The organism is Flavimobilis soli, assembly GCF_002564025.1.
Classification (GTDB): Bacteria; Actinomycetota; Actinomycetes; order Actinomycetales; family Cellulomonadaceae; genus Flavimobilis; species Flavimobilis soli.
In genome coordinates this window covers 747,506-766,573 of sequence record NZ_PDJH01000001.1, presented here as the reverse complement: position 1 = coordinate 766,573, position 19,068 = coordinate 747,506, and the positions used below count along the sequence as shown (strand labels likewise).

The 19,068-nt window shown below is 71.8% G+C and carries 18 protein-coding genes; 12 read left to right on the top strand and 6 right to left on the bottom strand.

Going from position 1 to position 19,068, the window contains the following annotated elements; translation table 11 throughout:
• The first annotated feature begins 6 nt into the window (after positions 1 to 6).
• From ATL41_RS13280 to ATL41_RS03485, 4 genes are all read left to right on the top strand, one after another.
• Positions 7 to 1,005, top strand: a complete 999-nt coding sequence (locus ATL41_RS13280; RefSeq protein WP_098457231.1) for a TIGR03557 family F420-dependent LLM class oxidoreductase — start codon at positions 7 to 9, stop codon at positions 1,003 to 1,005.
• The gene (locus tag ATL41_RS13275; RefSeq protein ID WP_098457230.1) at positions 1,002 to 1,793 is read left to right on the top strand and encodes a coenzyme F420-0:L-glutamate ligase; all 792 of its coding nucleotides are present in this window, start codon (positions 1,002 to 1,004) and stop codon (positions 1,791 to 1,793) included. The genes ATL41_RS13280 and ATL41_RS13275 overlap by 4 nt, the downstream gene beginning before the upstream one ends.
• Before the next feature lie 76 nt (positions 1,794 to 1,869).
• On the top strand, positions 1,870 to 2,202 hold the full coding sequence (locus ATL41_RS03490) for an ArsR/SmtB family transcription factor (protein ID WP_098458905.1): 333 nt from the start codon (positions 1,870 to 1,872) through the stop codon (positions 2,200 to 2,202).
• Positions 2,203 to 2,230: 28 nt separating this feature from the next.
• The gene (locus ATL41_RS03485) at positions 2,231 to 2,491 is read left to right on the top strand and encodes an SRPBCC family protein (RefSeq protein WP_098457229.1); all 261 of its coding nucleotides are present in this window, start codon (positions 2,231 to 2,233) and stop codon (positions 2,489 to 2,491) included.
• A 119-nt stretch (positions 2,492 to 2,610) separates the two neighbouring features.
• Here ATL41_RS03485 and ATL41_RS03480 read toward each other — a convergent pair whose 3' ends face one another.
• The 6 genes from ATL41_RS03480 to proC all read right to left on the bottom strand — a co-directional run bounded on the left by ATL41_RS03480 (position 2,611) and on the right by proC (position 8,297).
• Positions 2,611 to 3,693 (bottom strand): fatty acid desaturase family protein, encoded by a 1,083-nt coding sequence (locus ATL41_RS03480; RefSeq protein ID WP_181010226.1) that lies wholly within the window; start codon positions 3,691 to 3,693, stop codon positions 2,611 to 2,613.
• A gap of 208 nt (positions 3,694 to 3,901) precedes the next feature.
• Positions 3,902 to 4,105, bottom strand: a complete 204-nt coding sequence (locus tag ATL41_RS03475) for a cold-shock protein (protein WP_098457228.1) — start codon at positions 4,103 to 4,105, stop codon at positions 3,902 to 3,904.
• A 260-nt stretch (positions 4,106 to 4,365) separates the two neighbouring features.
• Entirely contained in the window at positions 4,366 to 5,154 is a 789-nt protein-coding gene (locus ATL41_RS03470; protein ID WP_098457227.1) for an ATP-binding cassette domain-containing protein, read from the bottom strand.
• Entirely contained in the window at positions 5,151 to 6,230 is a 1,080-nt protein-coding gene (locus ATL41_RS03465; RefSeq protein WP_098457226.1) for a putative F420-0 ABC transporter permease subunit, read from the bottom strand. The genes ATL41_RS03470 and ATL41_RS03465 overlap by 4 nt, the downstream gene beginning before the upstream one ends.
• 1 nt (position 6,231) lies before the next feature.
• Complete coding sequence (locus tag ATL41_RS03460) at positions 6,232 to 7,266, bottom strand: putative F420-0 ABC transporter substrate-binding protein (RefSeq protein WP_098457225.1); 1,035 nt, start codon at positions 7,264 to 7,266, stop codon at positions 6,232 to 6,234.
• Between the two features lie 212 nt (positions 7,267 to 7,478).
• Positions 7,479 to 8,297: a pyrroline-5-carboxylate reductase gene (gene proC, locus ATL41_RS03455; protein ID WP_098457224.1), complete on the bottom strand. Its 819-nt coding sequence runs from the start codon at positions 8,295 to 8,297 to the stop codon at positions 7,479 to 7,481.
• A 153-nt stretch (positions 8,298 to 8,450) separates the two neighbouring features.
• Here proC and ATL41_RS03450 point away from each other — a divergent pair, with 153 nt between their 5' ends.
• The 8 genes from ATL41_RS03450 (at position 8,451) to ATL41_RS03415 (ending at position 19,054) form a co-directional block, all read left to right on the top strand.
• On the top strand, positions 8,451 to 9,305 hold the full coding sequence (locus ATL41_RS03450; RefSeq protein ID WP_098457223.1) for an SDR family NAD(P)-dependent oxidoreductase: 855 nt from the start codon (positions 8,451 to 8,453) through the stop codon (positions 9,303 to 9,305).
• 338 nt (positions 9,306 to 9,643) lie between these two features.
• The gene (locus ATL41_RS03445; protein WP_098457222.1) at positions 9,644 to 9,877 is read left to right on the top strand and encodes a hypothetical protein; all 234 of its coding nucleotides are present in this window, start codon (positions 9,644 to 9,646) and stop codon (positions 9,875 to 9,877) included.
• A gap of 296 nt (positions 9,878 to 10,173) precedes the next feature.
• On the top strand, positions 10,174 to 13,461 hold the full coding sequence (gene ileS / locus ATL41_RS03440) for an isoleucine--tRNA ligase (RefSeq protein ID WP_098457221.1): 3,288 nt from the start codon (positions 10,174 to 10,176) through the stop codon (positions 13,459 to 13,461).
• A 1-nt stretch (position 13,462) separates the two neighbouring features.
• Positions 13,463 to 14,845: a bifunctional folylpolyglutamate synthase/dihydrofolate synthase gene (locus ATL41_RS03435; protein WP_098457220.1), complete on the top strand. Its 1,383-nt coding sequence runs from the start codon at positions 13,463 to 13,465 to the stop codon at positions 14,843 to 14,845.
• Between the two features lie 23 nt (positions 14,846 to 14,868).
• A complete protein-coding gene (gene dhaK, locus ATL41_RS03430) occupies positions 14,869 to 15,858 on the top strand; it encodes a dihydroxyacetone kinase subunit DhaK (protein WP_098457219.1) in 990 nt (329 codons plus the stop codon).
• Between the two features lie 39 nt (positions 15,859 to 15,897).
• Positions 15,898 to 16,527 (top strand): dihydroxyacetone kinase subunit DhaL, encoded by a 630-nt coding sequence (dhaL, locus tag ATL41_RS13270; protein ID WP_098457218.1) that lies wholly within the window; start codon positions 15,898 to 15,900, stop codon positions 16,525 to 16,527.
• On the top strand, positions 16,520 to 17,263 hold the full coding sequence (gene dhaM / locus ATL41_RS03420) for a dihydroxyacetone kinase phosphoryl donor subunit DhaM (RefSeq protein ID WP_245854602.1): 744 nt from the start codon (positions 16,520 to 16,522) through the stop codon (positions 17,261 to 17,263). Before dhaL ends, dhaM begins: the two co-directional genes overlap by 8 nt.
• 192 nt (positions 17,264 to 17,455) lie before the next feature.
• The gene (locus tag ATL41_RS03415) at positions 17,456 to 19,054 is read left to right on the top strand and encodes an MDR family MFS transporter (RefSeq protein WP_098457217.1); all 1,599 of its coding nucleotides are present in this window, start codon (positions 17,456 to 17,458) and stop codon (positions 19,052 to 19,054) included.
• The last annotated feature ends 14 nt before the right edge of the window (positions 19,055 to 19,068 follow it).

The following is a 19,068-nucleotide window of genomic DNA, read 5'->3' as shown; positions in this document are numbered from 1 at the left end:
CGGCTCATGGACCTGACCATCGGCTACGCCGCCATGCTCGAGCAGTTCCACCCCACCGAGATCGTCGAGCTGTCCGCGTACGCGGAGTCCCTCGGCTTCTCGGGCGTCATGGCTGCGGACCACTTCCAGCCGTGGGTGCCGCAGCAGGGGCAGAGCGCGTTCGTGTGGAACGTGCTCTCCGCGCTCGGCGAGCGCACGCGCGGCGACATCGGTCCCGGCGTGACGGCGCCGACGTTCCGCTGGCACCCGGCGATGGTCGCGCAGGCGAGCGCGACGCTCGCCGCGATGTACCCGGGGCGGCACTGGCTCGGGCTCGGCTCGGGGGAGGCGCTCAACGAGCACATCGTCGGTCAGTACTGGCCCGAGGCGCCCGAGCGGATCAACCGCATGTTCGAGGCGATCGAGATCATCAAGAAGCTCTTCACGGCCTCGCTCGCGGGCAAGGACACGAAGCACTCCGGGCAGTTCTACAAGCTCGAGTCGACACGCCTGTGGACGATGCCCGAGGTCCCGCCGGAGATCCTCGTCGCGACCGCTGGCCCCGTCACTGCGAAGCGGGCGGGCAAGTACGCGGACGGTCTCATCACGGTCGGTGCGCCGCTCGAGAAGATCTCGATGCTGTTCGGCAAGTTCGACGACGGCGCGCGCGAGTCGGGTCGCGACCCGGAGTCGATGCCGAAGGTGCTGCAAATCCACCTGTCGTGGGCTCCGACCGACGAGGAGGCGCTCGCGAACGCGATGACCGAGTGGCCCAACGGCGGCATGAAGTTCCCGAAGGCGGACATCCGCTCGCCGTTCGAGTTCGAGCAGATCGCGCGCCTCGTGCGACCGGAGGACTTCGAGGGCCGCATGGTCATCTCGTCCGACCCCGACGTGCACCGCGCGAACATCCAGAAGTACGTCGACCTCGGGTTCGACCGCATCTACCTGCACAACGTGGGCCGCAACCAGCGCGAGTGGATCGACGTGTTCGCCAAGGACGTGCTGCCCAAGCTGTCGCGGTGAGCGCAGGTTTTCAGGTCTGGGCGCCCGACGGCGTGCCCGAGGTCGCCGTGGGCGACGACCTGGCTGCGATCGTCGCGAGGTCGTGCCCAGAGCTCGAGGACGGCGACGTCGTCGTCGTCGCGAGCAAGGTCGTGTCGAAGGCCGAGGGGCGCGTCGTCGCGGCTGCCGACCGCGAGGACGCGATCACCGCGGAGACGGTGCGCGTCGTCGCGACGCGCGAGCGGCCCGACGGGCCGCCGCTGCGCATCGTCGAGAACCGGCTCGGCCTCGTCATGGCCGCCGCTGGGGTCGACGCGTCGAACACGCCGGAGGGCACCGTGCTGCTGCTGCCGCTCGACCCTGACGCGTCCGCGGCACGGCTGCGCGCCGGGCTGCGCGCGGTCCTCGGGGTGCGCGTCGGCGTCGTCGTGACGGACACGGCCGGGCGCGTGTGGCGCGACGGCCTCGTCGACCTCGCGATCGGTGCGGCCGGCGTGCGCGTCGTCGAGGACGAGCGGGGCCGCCGCGACAGCGCGGGCCGCGAGCTCGGCATGACGGTGCGCGCCGTCGCCGACGAGATCGCCGCCGCCGCGGACCTCGCCAAGGGCAAGGTCACGGGCCGACCCGTCGCCGTCGTGCGGGGCCTGGGCCACCTGGTGACGGACGACGACGGCCCGGGCGCCCGCACCCTGCCTCGCCTCGGCGCGGACGACCTGTTCTCCGAGGGGACGGCCGAGGCGTATGCGCGTGGCTTCGCAGACGCCCGTGCGGAAGAGCCAGCCCGCGACGACGCAGTCTCGGCGGACTAGCGCGCTGCTCGTCGGGCGCGGGGCTGGGTGGCGGGACCTATGACCGGCGGACGCTCGACCGCTCATGTACAACCGCATGGTTGTAGATGTGCTGGAGAGTGAACGGGTCGACCGGGTCTTCCGGGCGCTGGCCGACGTGACGCGCCGCGACATCGTGACGCGCACGCTCCAGGGCGAGCACTCGGTGTCCGCACTCGCCCGTCACTACCCGATGAGCTTCGCCGCCGTGCAGAAGCACGTCGCCGTGCTGGAGGAGGCCGGCCTGGTGACCAAGCGACGCAGAGGACGAGAGCAGCTCGTCAGTGGCGACGTCGACACGGTCCGTCGAGCAGCGCGGCTGCTCGACGGCCTCGAGGGGGTGGGGCGAAGCCGCACCGAACGGATGAGCGAGATCCTCGCCGAGCCCTGAGGGCGAGAAGTTCTACGGATTCTGGGAGATCGTCGCGGTCGACCCGCCCCGCCGCCTGGAGGTGCTCGACGGGTTCGCCGACAGCGACGGCAACCCCGACGAGTCCATGCCCGCCGGGACGATGATCGTCACGTTCGACGAGCACGACGGGACGACCGAGATGGCCATCCTCAGCTACTTCACCTCCCTCGAGGCGATGGAACAGCTGCTCGCGATGGGCCAGGAGCAAGGCATGGTTGCCGCGCTCACCCAGATCGACGCGATCCTCGCCGACCCGGCGTTCGTCTAGCCGAGCGTCGTCCGCCCAGGTACGGCGTGGGCGGCTGTCGCCATCGCCCTGGACGCACGCGAGGTCCTGCCCGAGCCGGGCAGGACCTCGCGGTGTACGTCGTCGCGCTGGGGCGACCGTCAGCGCATGCTCGTGGCGAGCGGGCACGTGAACGTGTCACGCACGCCGAGGCCGACCTCGTTGAGGTAGCGGATGACGATCCCGTACGACGCGAACAGCGTCGTCTCCGTGTAGGTGACGCCGCGCTCGGCGCAGAAGCGCTCGACGATGACCTTCGCGCGGCGCAGGCTCGTGCGGGGGATCGACGGGAAGAGGTGGTGCTCGACCTGGTAGTTGAGGCCGCCGAGGGCGACGTCCATGAACCGGCCGCCCTTGACGTTGCGGCTCATGAGCACCTGGCGGCGCAGGAAGTCGATCCGCAGGTCCTTCGGGACGATCGGCATGCCCTTGTGGTTGGGCGCGAACGAGCCGCCCATGTAGAGGCCGAACAGACCGAGGTGGACCGCGAAGAACGCGACCGCCGTCAGCGGCGACAGGACCCACAGGACCAGCGCGACGTAACCGAGGAGGCGCACACCGAGGAACGCGATCTCGACGCCGCGGCGCGCGATCGGGGCGCGGCCGAAGACCCGCTTGAGGCCCTGGTAGTGCAGGTCGAGACCCTCGAGGAGCAGCAGGGGGAAGAAGAACCAGCCCTGGTGGCGCGTGAACCACTGCGTCAGGCGCGACGTGCGGGCGTCCGCCTGGGCGGGCGTGAAGGCGAGGACGGGCAGGTCGATGTCAGGGTCGACACCTTCCTTGTTCGGGTTCCCGTGGTGCTTGGTGTGCTTGTGCTGCCACCAGCCGTAGGACAGTCCCACGAACAGGTTCGCGACGACGAGGCTCGTCCAGTCGTTCCACCGGCCGGAGACGAAGATCTGGCGGTGCGCGGCGTCGTGCCCGAGGAAGGCGGCCTGGGTCATGACGACGGCGGCCACCGCGGCGGTGACGAGCTGCCACCACGTGTCGCCGATGAGGACGAAGGCGGTGACGAGCGCGGCGTAGACCGCGACCATCCCGACGAGCTTCGCCCAGTAGTAGGGGTAGTTGCGCTTGAGGAGCCCGGCTTCGCGGACCTCGCGGGCCAGGTCCGTGTAGTCGCTGACCTGGCGGACGCGCGGGGAGTCGGCGGGGGGCGTGGTGGAGAGGGTGGTAGAGCTCACAGGACCTCCTGGGGTCTGCTGCGGAGCGGTCAAGAAAGGTGCCGGGCGTCGTCGCCGTGGCGGTCGTGCGGGTTGCTCAGGCGGGCGTCGTTGCCCGTGGGAGCCTGGATATGCACCGATGCCCCGGTCGCAAGGACCGGGGCATCGGGGAGGATCAGCGCAGACGAACGTCTCTCACGAGGGCTCGTCGCTGCGTCACCGGTTCAGATCAGAGCGGGCGGATGTTCTCCGCCTGCGGGCCCTTCGGGCCCTGGGTCACGTCGAACTCGACGCGCTGGTTCTCGTCGAGCGAGCGGTAGCCCTGCGTCGCGATCGCGGAGTAGTGCGCGAACACGTCGGCGGAGCCGTCCTCGGGGGCGATGAAGCCAAAGCCCTTCTCAGCGTTGAACCACTTCACAGTTCCAACAGTCATGGTGATCTCCTTCAAGAGGATCGGAGGGGCTCCGCACTTCGGAGCCCTGTCCGTCACGGTGTATCCGTAGTCAACTCTTGAAGAACAAGATCCGCGGGCACTGACCCACACTGCGGCAAAGACACGAGAGACAAAGCAACTTCAACGACGACACTACCGGTCCTGAGCGCTTTGTACTAGCCCTGACGGGTGTGGCGTGGCGGACAGGAGCAGCAGGAGAGCCCCGCAACGGCCCAGGTAGGCGGCTCGTGAGGCCTCGCTCAGCCGCTGAACGCGAGCAGCGGCCGGCCTGTCGTCGGGTGCGTGAGGACCTCGCAGCGCACGTCGTAGACGTGCTTGACGAGCTCGGGCGTGAGCACCTCGAGCGGCGTCCCGACCGCCACGACGCGACCGCGCGCGAGCAGCACGACGCGGTCGCAGTAGGACGCCGCGAGGTTGAGGTCGTGCAGCGCCGTCAGGACCGTCACGCCCTCGCCCGACAACGAGCGCAAGAGGTCCAGGACGCGGATCTGCGCCGAGACGTCGAGGTGGTTCGTCGGCTCGTCGAGCAGCATGAGCTCGGGCTCCTGCGCAAGCGCCCGCGCGACGTGGACGCGCTGCCGCTCGCCGCCCGAGAGCGTCGCGAGGTCGCGGTCGGCGAGGTCCGCCATGCCGACGCGCACGAGCGCGGTCATGGCGGCGGCGTCGTCGGCCGTGCTGTCGCCCGCGAGGAGCGAGCGGTGCGGGATGCGCCCGAGCAGCACGGCCGCGCGGACGGTGATCGAGCGGTCGGGGGCGGAGTCCTGCTCGACGAGCGCGACGCGGCGCGCGCGCTCGCGCCGGCGCATGCGCAGCAGGTCGTCCGCGCCGAACGACGCCTCGCCGTCGTCGAGCCGGAGCGCACCCGCGAGGGCGCGCAGCAAGGTCGACTTCCCGGAGCCGTTCGGCCCGAGGACGCCGGTCACGGTGCCCGCCGGCGTCGTGAACGCGATCTCGTCGACGACGCGACGGTCCTCGACCGACCACGTCGCCCCGGTGACGCGCAGGCCCGCGCCGGGCACGGGGCTCATGCGACACCCTTCCGCCCGCGCCACAGGATCGCCGCGAAGACGGGCGCTCCCACAGCCGCGGTGACGATGCCGACGGGCAGCTCGCGCGGGTCGACGACGGTCCGCGCGATCGTGTCCGCCCACACGAGGAACGTCGCGCCGGCGAGCGCCACGACGGGCAGGACGACGCGGTGCCGCCCGCCCGTGAGCGCCTTCACGGCGTGGGGGAGGATCAGCCCCACGAAGCCGATCGACCCCGAGACGCTCACGAGCGCACCCGTCAGCAGCGCGACCGCGCCGAGCAGCCCCCAACGGGCGGCGGGCACGTGCACACCGAGGCTCGACGCCGACGCGTCGCCGAACGTGAACGCGTCGAGCACGTTCCCGGCCAGCACGAGCGGCACCCCGAGGACGGCCAGCGCCCCTGCGGCGATCGCGACCGACGACCATGTCGCCCCTGCGACCGAGCCCATGAGCCACGACAGGACCTCGCGGTACGAGTCGCCCGTCGCGGACCAGAAGATGACGAAGCTCGTCGCCGCGGCGCACAGCTGGCTCACGGCGAGCCCGGCGAGGATCGTGCGCGTCGGGGTGAGCGAGCCGAGGGCACCCGCGAGCCCGAGGGCCGCGACGAGGGCGAGCGACGACCCGGCGAACGCCGCGACCGGGAGCGCGACCGCCGCGCCGAGGACGAGCACGACGACCGCCCCGAGCGACGCGCCCGACGACAGCCCGAGCAGGTACGGGTCGGCGAGCGGGTTGCGCGTGAGCGACTGCATGACGGCGCCGCACGTCGCGAGGCCCGCACCGACGGCAGCAGCCGTGAGCGTCCGCGGCAGACGGCCGTCCCAGATGATCGCGTCGCGCAGCGCGCTCGACGGCGCAGGACCGAGGCCGAGGTGGTGCAGCACCGACGCCCACACCTCGCCGGGGCGCAGGTCGGCGGGCCCGACGAGCACCGCGAGGAGGATGCTCACGACGAGGACGACCGACCCCACGACGACGAGCGTCGCGGTCCGCGCACCCGCGCGCGGCGCACGCGGCGCCGGGAGCGGCGACGTGGCGCGTGCGTCGGGGGAGCGGGTCGTCGTGGTCACGTCAGTCCTCGAACGTCAGCTTCGTGAGCTGCTCGGCGACGCTCGCGGCGGCGGACACCGTCCGCACGCCTGCCTCCGTCGCGGGGAACGGCACGACGACGTACGCCTCGTTCTTGACCGCGCTCAGCTCGGCGGTCACGGGGGAGCCCTCGAGTATGCCGATCTTCTTCTCCGCGCTGTTCCACGGCGAGTCGACGAGGACGATGACGTCGGGGTCGGCGGCCGCGACGGCCTCCCAGCCCATCGGGCCCCACGAGTCGTCGATGTCCGCGGCGATGTTGGTCAGTCCCGCGGTCTTCATGATGAGCGCGGGCGCGCCGATGCCGCCGCCGACGTAGGGCGTGTCCGAGCCGGACGAGAACCACAGGGCGCTCAGCCCGCGCGCGTCGGGCACGACCGTCTCGAGGTCGGCGCGCTGCGCCGCGACGAGCGTCTCGGCCTCGGCGCTGCGGTCCATCAGCTGGCCGACCTGCTCGATCTCGGTGAACACGTCGTCGAACGTGAGCGGGTCGGGGCGGTACTCCTTCTCCTTGCACGCGGACGGTGCGACGAGCGTGCGCACGCCGAGCGCCTCGAGCGATGCCCGCTCGCCCGCGCCGTCGGCTGAGAAGACGGACTCCCAGCCCGCGTAGACGAGGTCCGGCTCCTCGGCGAGCACGACCTCGTTGCTCGGCACCTTGTCGGAGATCACGGGGATCGCAGCGGCGGCCTCGGTCCACGGCGCGGGCGCAGGCCCGTCCGGGTAGGCGGTGCCGACGATCGTGTCGCCTGCGCCGAGCGCCAGCAGCATCTCGGTCGTCGACGACTTGACCGTCACGACCCGCGTCGGGGCGGTCTCGAACGTCACGGACGTCCCGCAGTTGTCGATCGTCAGCGGGTACGCCGACGTGGGCGACGCCGAGGTCGGCGTGCCACCCCCCGAGGCCCCGGGCGACGTCGCGCCCCCGCACGCGGTGAGCGCGAGGGCGACGAGAGCGACGGGCGCGGCCGCGACGGCGCGGCGGCGGACGACGGCACGAGGGGATGCTGCGGGCACGGGGCCTCCTGGGCTCGGCAGGCGCCGTCGGGCACGACGGCGCGGCGCGGTTGCGGGGAGGGGCGCGACGACAGGCGTCCCGGACGACCGGCGGCCCACACGAGGGCTCGCAACGCCCGGCAGGTCGGCCGGACGGATCGTGAGGTCAACGCTACCGCTGACACGCCCCGGCGGGTGACCGGATCAGCCCTGCAGGGGCGGGGAAGCGGGGCTCAGGACCCCGCGCCGAGCTCGCGGTCGCGGTCGATCGTCGCCTGCACGCCGTCGACGACGGTCGACACGAAGCCGCCGTCCTCGAGCGCCATGAGGCCGGCGATCGTCGTGCCGCCGGGGGAGCAGACCTTGTCGATGAGCACCCACGGCGCGTCGTCCGACTCGAGGACCATCTGGGCGCTGCCGAGCACCGTCTGCGCCGCGATGCGGGTCGCCATCGCCTTGGGCATGCCCGCCTTGAGGGCGCCGCGCGCGAGCGCGTCGATGAACAGGTACGCGTACGCCGGGGCGCTGCCCGCGATCGCGGTGAACGTCGAGAACGACGACTCGGGCAGCTCGATCGCGTCGCCGACCGCACGGAAGAGGTCCACGACGGTCGCGACCTGCTCCGCGCTCGCGGCCTTGTTGCCCGCGACCGCGGCCATGCCCGCGCCGACCATCGCGTTGACGTTCGGCATGACGCGCACGACCGGCAGCTCCGCGCCACCGTCGCCGAGCAGCTGCTCGAGCCGCGCGAGCGACGTGCCGGCCGCGATCGACACGAGCAGCGCGCCGCTCTCCGCGAGAGCCGCGGCCAGCGGGGGGAGCGCCGTCGGGATGACCTGCGGCTTGATCGCGAGGACGACGACGTCGACCGTGTCGACGAGCGCCTCGTTCGACGGGGCGACGGTCGCGCCGAGGCGCTCGGCGAGCGCCTGCGCGCCGGCGGCGTGCACGTCGTGGACGACGACCTCGCTGCCCTGGACGACGCCACGCGCGACGATGCCCGACGCGATCGCGGTCGCCATGTTGCCCGCACCGATGAACCCGATCTTCATGAGTCCGCCCCTCGTCCTCGTCCCGCCTCCGGGCGGGTCACGTCGACCTGCCGTGGCCGTGCGACCAGCCTAGGGCGCGGTGACGGCCCAGGACGACGTGTCCGCCGGGCGGTCGGGACGACCCTCGGCGTCGTGCGTGGGAGGATCGAGGTCATGAGTGACGACGTAGCTGCACCCTCCGTCCCTGACGACTCGACCGTCCCCGCGACCCGTGCCGGTCGTCGCGCCGCGCGTCGCGGCGCGGACGACGCGGTCCGTCCCGAGGCCCTGCGTGCGGTCGTCACGGGCGCGTCGTCGGGCATCGGCAGGGCGACCGTCGTGCTGCTGCGCTCGATCGGCTGGGACGTTTACGCCGTCGCGCGGCGCGCGGACCGGCTGGCTGAGCTCGCCGAGGAGACCGGCGCGGTCCCTGTTGTCGCGGACCTCACGGACGACACCGCGGTCGCGGCCGCCGTCGAGAAGATCACGGCCGAGGGCCCCGTGCACGCCCTCGTGAACAACGCGGGCGGCGCCCTCGGCGTCGACAGGGTCGCGGAGGCCGACGTCGAGCGGTGGCAGCGGATGTACGACACGAACGTGCTCGGCACCCTGCGCGTCACCAAGGCGCTGCTGCCCGCGCTGCGCGCGTCGGGCCGCGGGGACGTCGTCGTGCTCACGTCGACCGCCGGGCACGACACGTACCCGGGCGGCGCCGGCTACGTCGCGGCCAAGCATGCCGAGCGGATCATCGCCAACACCCTGCGCCTCGAGCTCGTGGGCGAGCCGGTCCGGGTCATCGAGATCGCGCCCGGAATGGTGCACACCGAGGAGTTCTCGCTCAACCGGTACGACGGCGACGCCGAGGCTGCGAGCCGCGTCTACGCGGGCGTCGCCGAGCCGCTGCTGGCCGAGGACGTCGCTGACGCGATCGTGTGGACGCTCACGCGCCCGCACCACGTCAACGTCGACTCGCTCATCATCCGGCCGCGCGCGCAGGCTTCGAACACGGTCGTCGCGCGGGAGCCCTGAGCCCCGGCCTCGCGCTCGCCGGGACGTGCCCACAGTGTGGGACGCCGCCGGGGAACGGTTGTCCTCGTGCACGTCGTCACGCACGATGCTCCCGTGACCTCGACGCCCCTGATCTCGTCCCACGGCTCCCGCCGTGGCAACGTCGGGGCTGCGCGCACGCTCGTGCGCCGCACCGCCGCCTTCTGTCGCTGTTGTTGACGGCTCGCTGACCGGACGGCAGTACCGATCCCCGGTCGGCGAGCAGATCCGCACCGCTGCACCGTCGCAGCCGTGCCGATCCCGGGACCAGCACAGGTCCCGGCTGCCGCAGCCCGTGCCGCACACGTCGAAGGATCCCCATGGCCGCCACCGCTCTCCTCACCCGTCCCGCCGCGACGACGCACGTCGACGTCCTCAGCGTCGCCCGCCCCGCCCTCCGCGCCGTGCCGACGCCCACCGTCGCGTCGTCGCCCGCGCTCGAGGGCGACGACGCACTGTGGTCCCGCTGGAGCGGGCGCCCCGCGACCGTCGAGGAGCTCGTCGCGCGGGACATCGAGGCGTTCTCGCAGCGCCGCCGTCGCGCAGCCCGTTGAGCACCGCCGGGATCCGAGGACGGACCGGCACGGGTAGTACGATGGGCCTAAAGGCGTCGACCCGGCCATCACCGGCGAGCCTCCGGAAGAACAGGCTCCGCGCGAGCGGGCCCCAGTAGAACCGGACGGGTGGGCCCGTCACAGCCGAACGAGCGGTCAGCACGCCACCGCGCCCCCGGGCGAGGAAGCGCACTGACAAGCGGGGTGGTACCGCGGTGGTACCGGGCACACGCCCGGGACCGTCGTCCTCGCATGCACCTGCATCACTGCTGCCACCACCGCCAGGAGACACTCGCATGGTCTACCCCCAGCACCGCGACGGCGCCGTCCCCGCGTCCCCGAACCTGCCCGACCTCGAGCGCGAGGTCCTCGCGTACTGGGAGCAGGACGGCACGTTCCAGGCGTCCGTCGACCAGCGCCCTGCAGGCCAGGACGGCGACAACGAGTTCGTGTTCTACGACGGCCCGCCCTTCGCGAACGGCCTGCCGCACTACGGGCACCTCCTGACCGGATACGCCAAGGACGTCGTCCCGCGCTACCAGACGATGCGCGGCCGTCGCGTCGAGCGTCGCTTCGGCTGGGACACGCACGGCCTGCCGGCCGAGCTCGAGGCCGAGCGGATCCTCGGCATCACCGACAAGTCGCAGATCGAGTCGATGGGCATCGACACGTTCAACGAGGCGTGCCGAAGCTCGGTCCTGCGCTACACGGGGGAGTGGCAGGAGTACGTCACGCGCCAGGCGCGCTGGGTCGACTTCGGACACGACTACAAGACTCTCGACTCCTCCTTCATGGAGTCGGTCATCTGGGCGTTCAAGCAGCTCTACGACAAGGGCCTCGCGTACGAGGGCTACCGCGTGCTGCCGTACTGCTGGCGCGACGAGACGCCGCTGTCCAACCACGAGCTGCGCATGGACGACGACGTCTACCAGTCGCGCCAGGACCCGGCGCTGACGGTCGGCGTGCGCCTCGAGTCGGGCGAGCTCGCGCTCATCTGGACCACGACGCCGTGGACCCTGCCGTCCAACCTCGCGATCGCCGTCGGGCCCGACGTCGAGTACGTCGTCGTCCGCGCGGGCGAGGGCTCGGTCGTCGCAGGCCAGGATGTCGTGCTCGGCGCGGCCCGCCTCGCCGCGTACGCGAAGGAGCTCGACCTGGGCGACGACGCCGAGGCGTCGGTGCTGCGCCGCGTGCGCGGCGCGGAGCTCGCCGGGCGTCGCTACGCGCCGCCGTTCCGCTACTTCGCGGACGACGCCGAGAACCCGGCCGTGCACCAGGTGCTCGCCGCCGACTTCGTCACGACCGAGGACGGCACCGGCCTCGTCCACCTCGCCCCCGCGTTCGGTGAGGACGACAAGGCGGCGTGCGACGCCGCTGGCATCACGCCGGTCGTCCCGATCGACGCGCGCGGCCGCTTCACGAGCCTCGTGCCCGACTACGCCGGCCAGCAGGTGTTCGACGCGAACCCCGAGATCATCCGCGACCTCAAGGACGGCACCGGCCCGCTCGCCGACGTCGCCGCCGAGAAGCGGCCGGTCGTGCTGCGTCACGAGACCTACCAGCACTCGTACCCGCACTGCTGGCGCTGCCGGAACCCCCTGATATACAAGGCCGTGTCGAGCTGGTTCGTGCGCGTCACCGAGTTCCGTGACCGCATGGTCGAGCTCAACCAGGAGATCTCCTGGACGCCCGAGCACATCAAGGACGGGCAGTTCGGCAAGTGGCTGTCGAACGCGCGCGACTGGTCGATCTCGCGTAACCGCTACTGGGGCTCGCCGATCCCCGTCTGGGTGTCCGACGACCCCGCGTACCCGCGTGTCGACGTGTACGGCTCGTTCGCCGAGCTCGCCGCCGACTTCGGCCGCCTGCCCCTCAACGAGAAGGGCGAGCCGGACCTGCACCGCCCCTACATCGACGAGCTGACGCGACCGAACCCCGACGACCCGACGGGGAGGTCGACGATGCGCCGCATCCCCGACGTCCTCGACGTGTGGTTCGACTCGGGCTCGATGCCGTTCGCGCAGGTGCACTACCCGTTCGAGAACCGCGACTGGTTCGAGCACCACTACCCGGGCGACTTCATCGTCGAGTACATCGGTCAGACGCGCGGCTGGTTCTACACGCTGCACGTCCTCGCGACCGCGCTGTTCGACCGGCCCGCGTTCCGCTCGGCCGTGTCGCACGGGATCGTGCTCGGCTCTGACGGTCGCAAGATGAGCAAGTCCCTGCGCAACTACCCGGACGTCACCGAGGTCCTCGACCGCGACGGCTCCGACGCGATGCGCTGGTTCCTCATGTCGAGCCCGATCCTGCGCGGCGGCAACCTCGTCGTCACCGAGGAGGGCATCCGCGACTCCGTGCGCCAGGTGCTGCTGCCGGTGTGGAGCACGTACTACTTCTTCACGCTCTACGCGGGCGCCGCGAACGGTGGCGCCGGTATCACGGCACGTCAGGTCGCCGAGGACGAGGTCGCGGGCCTGCCCGCGATGGACCGCTACCTGCTCGCGCGCACGCGCCTGCTCGTCGCGACGGTCCAGGAGCAGCTCGACGCGTACGACATCGCTGGCGCGTGCGAGACGGTCCGCGACCACCTCGACGTCCTGACGAACTGGTACGTGCGCACGCAGCGCGACCGCTTCTGGGCCGAGGACGCCGACGCGTTCAACACGCTCTTCACGGCGCTCGAGGCGCTCACCCGTGTCATGGCCCCGCTCGCCCCGCTCCTGACGGAGGAGGTCTGGCGCGGCCTGACGGGCGGCCGCAGCGTCCACCTGACCGACTGGCCGACGCTCGTGGACGCCGGCGGCGCACCGACCACGCTCGGCACGGTGCTCGCGGACGACGCCGACCTCGTCGCGACGATGGACCGCGTCCGCGCCGTGTGCTCGCTGAGCCTCGGCGTGCGCAAGGCCAACAAGCTGCGTGTGCGCCAGCCGCTGTCGCGCCTCACGGTCGTCGTCGACGACCCGTCGGCTCTCGAGCCCTACACCGAGCTGCTCGCCTCGGAGCTCAACGTCAAGGCGGTGGACCTGGTCGGTCTCGACTCGGGTGCGGCCCAGGAGTACGGCATCGAGCGTCGTCTCACGGTCAACGCGCGTGCGGCCGGGCCGCGCCTCGGTCGCGGCGTCCAGGCCGCGATCAAGGCCTCGAAGTCGGGCGCCTGGCGCGAGGACGCCGACGGCACGGTCGTCGTCGTCACGCCCGACGGCGACGTGCCGCTCGAGCCCACCGAGTACGAGGTCACGACGGTCGTCGGCGCCTCGGGCGGCGCGGCCGAGCCCACCGTCGGTGCCGCGGTCCTGCCCGGCGGCGGCTTCGTGGTCCTCGACCTCGTGCTCGACGACGCCCTGCGCGCCGAGGGCTACGCCCGCGACCTGGTCCGCGAGGTCCAGGACGCGCGCAAGGCCGCCGGCCTCAACGTGTCGGACCGCATCGAGCTCACGCTCAGCGTCCCGGCCGAGCAGGTCGCCGCCGTCGAGGCGCACCGCGACCTCATCGCGGCCGAGACGCTGTCGGTGTCCGTCACGGTCGGGTCGTCGAGCACCGACGCACACTCGGTCGCCGTCGCGAAGGCCCAGGGCTGACGTGGCGCGCAAGAAGAAGAAGGACGAGACGATCGGGCGCTCGCCCGAGCTCGCAGACGTCTACGCGTCGATCATCGCGCGCAACCCCGAGCACGACTTCGAGCCGACGCTCGACCGCGTGCGCGAGGTGTGCGAGCTGCTGGGCGACCCGCAGCGCGCCTACCGCGTCGTGCACATCACCGGCACGAACGGCAAGACGTCGACGGCTCGCATGGTCGAGTCGCTCGTCCGCGAGCAGGGCCTGCGCACCGGCCGGTTCACGAGCCCGCACCTGACGAGCGTGACAGAGCGGATCGCGATCGACGGCGAGCCCGTCACCGAGGAGCGGTTCGTCGAGGTGTACCGCGACGTCGAGCCGTACGTCGAGATGGTCGACGCCCGCTCGCAGGCCGCGGGCGGGCCGCGTCTGAGCTTCTTCGAGGTGCTCACCGTCATGGCGTTCGCGGCCTTCGCGGACGCCCCGGTCGACGTCGCGATCGTCGAGGTCGGCATGGGCGGCGGATGGGACTCGACGAACGTCGCCGACGGCGACGTCGCCGTCGTCACGCCCGTCGCGATGGACCACGCGCAGTGGCTCGGCTCGACCGTCGTCGAGATCGCCCACGAGAAGGCGGGGATCATCAAGGAAGGTGCGAGCGTCGTCGTCGGTCAGCAGGTCGAGGAGGTCGAGGAGGTGCTCCTCGCCGAGGTGCGCGAGCGTGGAGCCTCGCGGCTCGTGCGCGACGGCGCCGAGCTCACGGTCGCGCAGCGCCACGTCGCGGTCGGCGGGCAGCTCGTCGACCTGTCGACTCCGGGCGGCCTCTACACGGAGATCTTCCTGCCGCTGCACGGCGCCCACCAGGCGCACAACGCCCTGCTCGCGCTCGCCGCGACCGAGGCGCTCGTGACCGGCGGCGCAGCCCTCCCGGCCGGCGTCGTCGAGGCGGGCTTCGCCGCCGTGACGTCGCCCGGACGCCTCGAGGTCGTGCGGTCCAGCCCGACGATCCTCGTCGACGCCGCGCACAACCCGGCAGGTGCCGAGGTGCTCGTCGACGCGCTCGAGGAGGCGTTCGGCTTCACGCGGCTCATCGGCGTCGTCGGCGTGCTGGGGGACAAGGACGCGGAAGGTCTGCTCTCCGTCCTCGAGCCCGTGCTCGCCGAGATCGTCGTGACGCAGTCGTCGTCGCCGCGCTCCACGGAGGCCGAGGACCTGCACGAGCTCGCGGTCGACGTCTTCGGAGACGACCGTGTTCACCTGGCATCTCGCCTCGACGCTGCTCTCGACATCGCGGCCACATTGGCGGAGAGTGAAGACACGATCGGCGTCGGCACCGGAGCCGGCGTGATCGTCACCGGCTCGGTGGTCCTGGCCGCAGAGGCCAGGGTGCTTCTCGGAAGGGGCTGAGTCCCCGCAGGAAGGATCTTGCGATGAAGAAGCTTCTGAACGACCCCGCCAAGGCAGTCGACGAGTCCGTCGAAGGATTCGGCCTGGCACACCCCGACCTCGTCACCGTCCACACGGACCCGCTGTTCGTCACCCGGGCGACGAAGGCGCCTCCCGGGACCGTCGCCCTCGTGTCCGGCGGAGGCGCCGGACACGAGCCGCTGCACGCGGGCTTCGTCGGGGAGGGCATGCTCGACGCAGCAGTACCCGGGGCCGTGTTCACGTCCCCGACCCCCGACCAGGTCGCCGCGGCGATCGAGGCCGTCGACAACGGCGCCGGCGTCCTCGCGATCGTCAAGAACTACACGGGCGACGTGCTCAACTTCGAGACCGCCGTCGAGCTCGCGGACGGCGTCGAGGTCTCGACCGTCCTCGTGCACGACGACGTGGCCGTCGAGGACTCGCTGTACACGGCAGGACGGCGCGGCGTCGCAGGCACCGTGCTCGTCGAGAAGATCGCGGGCGCCGCGGCCGCGCGCGGCGACGACCTCGCCGGGGTCACGGCGATCGCCGAGCGCGTCTCGTCCGGGGTGCGCTCGATGGGCGTCGCGCTCTACGCGCCGACCGTCCCGCACGTCGGTCGGCCGAGCTTCGACCTGCCCGACGACGAGATCGAGATCGGCATCGGCATCCACGGCGAGCCCGGCCGCCACCGCATTCCCGCCGCGGACGCGGACACGATCACCGAGGCCCTTCTGACCCCGATCATCGAGGACCTCAGGCTCGAGAGCGGCGAGCGTGTGTTGCTGTTCGTTAACGGAATGGGCGGCACGCCCTCGTCCGAGCTGTACGTCGTCTATCGTCGGGCACGGCGGCTCCTGGAGGACCGCGGCGTCACCGTCGACCGTTCGCTGGTCGGCAGCTATGTGACGTCTCTCGAGATGCAGGGCGCGTCGCTGACGGTGCTGCGTCTCGACGACGAGCTGACGAGCCTGTGGGACGCACCCGTGCACACCCCCGCCCTGCGGTGGTGACCGGACGCGTCCCCGTCTCTCCCTGGAGGTAGCACGCACATGTCGCTGGACGTCGAGTGGGCGCTGAGGTGGGTCCGGCTTTCCGCGGACTCGATCGCCGAGGCGCGGGACGAGCTGACCGAGCTGGACCGCCAGATCGGCGACGGTGATCACGGCGCGAACCTCGACCGGGGGTTCGCGGCGGTCCGCACGAAGGTCGACGGTCTCGAGGCCGAGAACGTCGGCGACGTGCTCAAGGTCGTCGCGACCACCCTCATGTCGACGGTCGGAGGAGCGTCCGGCCCGTTGTACGGGACGGCGTACCTCCGCGCCGCAAAGGTCACGGGCATCCCCGAGCTCAACGCGCACGCCGTCGTCGCGCTGCTCGAGGGTGCTCTCGAGGGCATCACCTCGCGCGGTCGTGCCGAGGTGGGGGAGAAGACGATGGTGGACGCCTGGTCGCCCGCGGTCGACGCCGCCGAGGCGGCGGCGGCCGCGGGTGCCAGCCCCGCCGAGGTCCTCGAGGCAGCTCTCGCGGGCGCGGAGGAGGGAGCCCGCTCGACGGTCGACCTCGTCGCGACCAAGGGCCGTGCGAGCTACCTGGGCGAGCGCAGCCGCGGTCACCTCGACCCGGGCGCCCGCTCGACGGTCCTGCTGCTCGCCGCAGCAGCCGAGGCTGCGCGTGGCTGACGACGTGCGGCCGGAGCGCGTCGCGCTCGTCCTCGTGTCGCACAGCGCGCAGATCGCCGAGGGCACCGCGGGCCTCGCCGCCCAGATGGCGCCCGGGGTGACGATCCGGCCGGTCGGCGGCCTGCCCGACGGCGGGCTCGGCACCGACTTCGACCGGACGCTCGAGGAGCTCAGCGGGGCAGCGGAGGGCGCGCTCGGCGTCGTCGTCCTCGCGGACCTCGGGTCCGCCGTCCTCACGGTCGAGTCCGCGATCGAGTTCCTCGACGACGACGTCGCCGCGCGCACGCGCCTCGCAGACGCGCCGTTCGTCGAGGGGACGGTCGCGGCCGCCGTCACCGCCCACGGCGGGGGAGACCTCGACGCCGTGCTCGCCGCGGCGGAGCACGCCGGTTCGACCTTCGTCCGCCGATCCGGCAACCTTGGCGAGGAGACCCAGCACGGGGCCTCGGACGAGGAGGACACGATGGCGGCGACGGGGACCGGGCTCGCCCGGCAGGTGGAGGTCCGCAACCCGATGGGTCTGCACGCGCGACCTGCGGCTCTGCTGGCTCGCATGGTCGCGGGCTACGACGCGAGCCTGACGATCGGCGGTGTCAACGCTGCGAGCGTCCTCGAGCTCATGAAGCTCGGCGCCGTCGGCGGCCAGGTCGTCGAGGTCGACGGGTCGGGCCCGCAGGCCGAGGAGGCCATCGCCGCCGTCGTCGAGGCGATCGAGGGCGGCTTCGGCGAGGTCTGAGCCCGCCGTCCTGCGCTGCTTCCCCGTGCCGTCGCTCCGCTGAGGCGGACGCCACACACATTTTCTCTGCCCTTCGACGGGTCCGGACGTGTAACGTCACGGGGTCCCGGCTGCTGCGCGCCCGCACGCGCCGCGGCACCTGCAGCGCCGACGCGCACCGCACGGGAGCCCCAGAACGACGGAGGAACACACATGTCTGCCACCGCGACCACCCCGGACCAGCGCGTCCCGGAGGACGCTGACAAGCCGCTCGTCGTCCTCGACAAGCGCACGATCTGGCTCATCTTCGGCTCCCTCATGGCGTCGATGTTCCTGTCGTCGCTCGACCAGTCGATCCTCGGCACCGCGATGCCGACGATCGTCGGCGAGCTCAGCGGTGTCGAGCACCAGGGCTGGCTGATGACCGCATACATCCTCGCGATCGCGATCGTCATGCCGCTCTACGGCAAGTTCGGCGACCTGTGGGGTCGCCGCTGGCCGTTCCTCTTCTCGATCGGCCTCTTCACGCTCGCGTCGGCCGGCGCGGGGTTCTCGCAGTCGTTCGGCGAGCTCGTCGTGTGGCGCGCGGTGCAGGGCCTCGGTGGCGGTGGCCTGATGATCCTGTCGCAGGCGATCATCGCGGACATCATCCCCGCACGTGAGCGCGGCAAGTACATGGGCCCGATGGGCGCGTTGTTCGGCGTCTCCGCGGTCGCCGGCCCGCTCCTCGGCGGCCTCTTCACCGACCACCTCGACTGGCGCTGGTGCTTCTGGATCAACATCCCCGTCGGCGTCGCCGCGCTCGTCGTCTCGTGGATCACCCTCAAGCTCCCGTCGCACCGTGCGGGCCGCAAGATCGACTGGCCGGGCATCGTCACGATGATCGTCGCGACGTCGAGCCTCGTCCTCGTCGCCACCTGGACGAGCTGGAGCGGCTCGGGCAGCTATGACTTCTCCGACCCGCTGCTGATCGGGCTCTCCGCCGGCTTCGTCGTGGCGACCGCGCTGTTCGTCCTCGCCGAGACGCGTGCCGAGGAGCCCCTCATCCCGCTGCACCTGTTCCGCAACCGCACGTTCGCGATCTCGACGACGATCGGTCTCGTCGTCGGCATGGGCATGTTCTCGGCGCTGACGTTCCTGCCGACCTTCCTGCAGATGTCCTCGGGCGCCGGCGTCACGCAGTCCGGTCTGCTCATGCTGCCGATGATGGCGGGCATGATGCTCACGACGATCGGTTCGGGTGTGCTCATCACCCGCACCGGTCGCTACAAGATGTACCCCGTGGCGGGCCTCGCCCTGTCCTCGATCATGCTCGCGGTGATGACGCAGATCGACGGCAGCACGAGCCTCGTGACCTTCTCGGTGTTCCTGTTCCTGCTCGGTGCCGGGCTCGGCTTCGTCATGCAGACGATCGTGCTCGCGGTGCAGAACGCCGTCGACCCCCACGAGCTCGGCACGGCGACGAGCTCGAACAACTTCTTCCGCGAGATCGGTGCGGCGGTCGGCGTCGCGCTGTTCTCGACGCTGTTCACGAACCGCCTCACGGAGAACATGGGCGGCCTCGCCGCGACGGTCCCGCCGGAGCAGCTCGCCCAGCTCGACCCGGCGGGCCTGACCCCTGCTGCGGTCCAGGACTTCCCGGCAGCGCTCAAGCAGGGCGTCATCGATGCCTATGCCGACGCGCTCGCGCCGTCGTTCTGGTACCTCGTGCCGCTGCTCGTGCTCGGCTTCGTCCTCGCGCTCTTCCTGCGTGAGGTCCGCCTCTCGGACGAGGCCGGCATGGTCGCGCGCGGCGAGGCGGTCGCCGGATGACGTCGCAGGCTCCG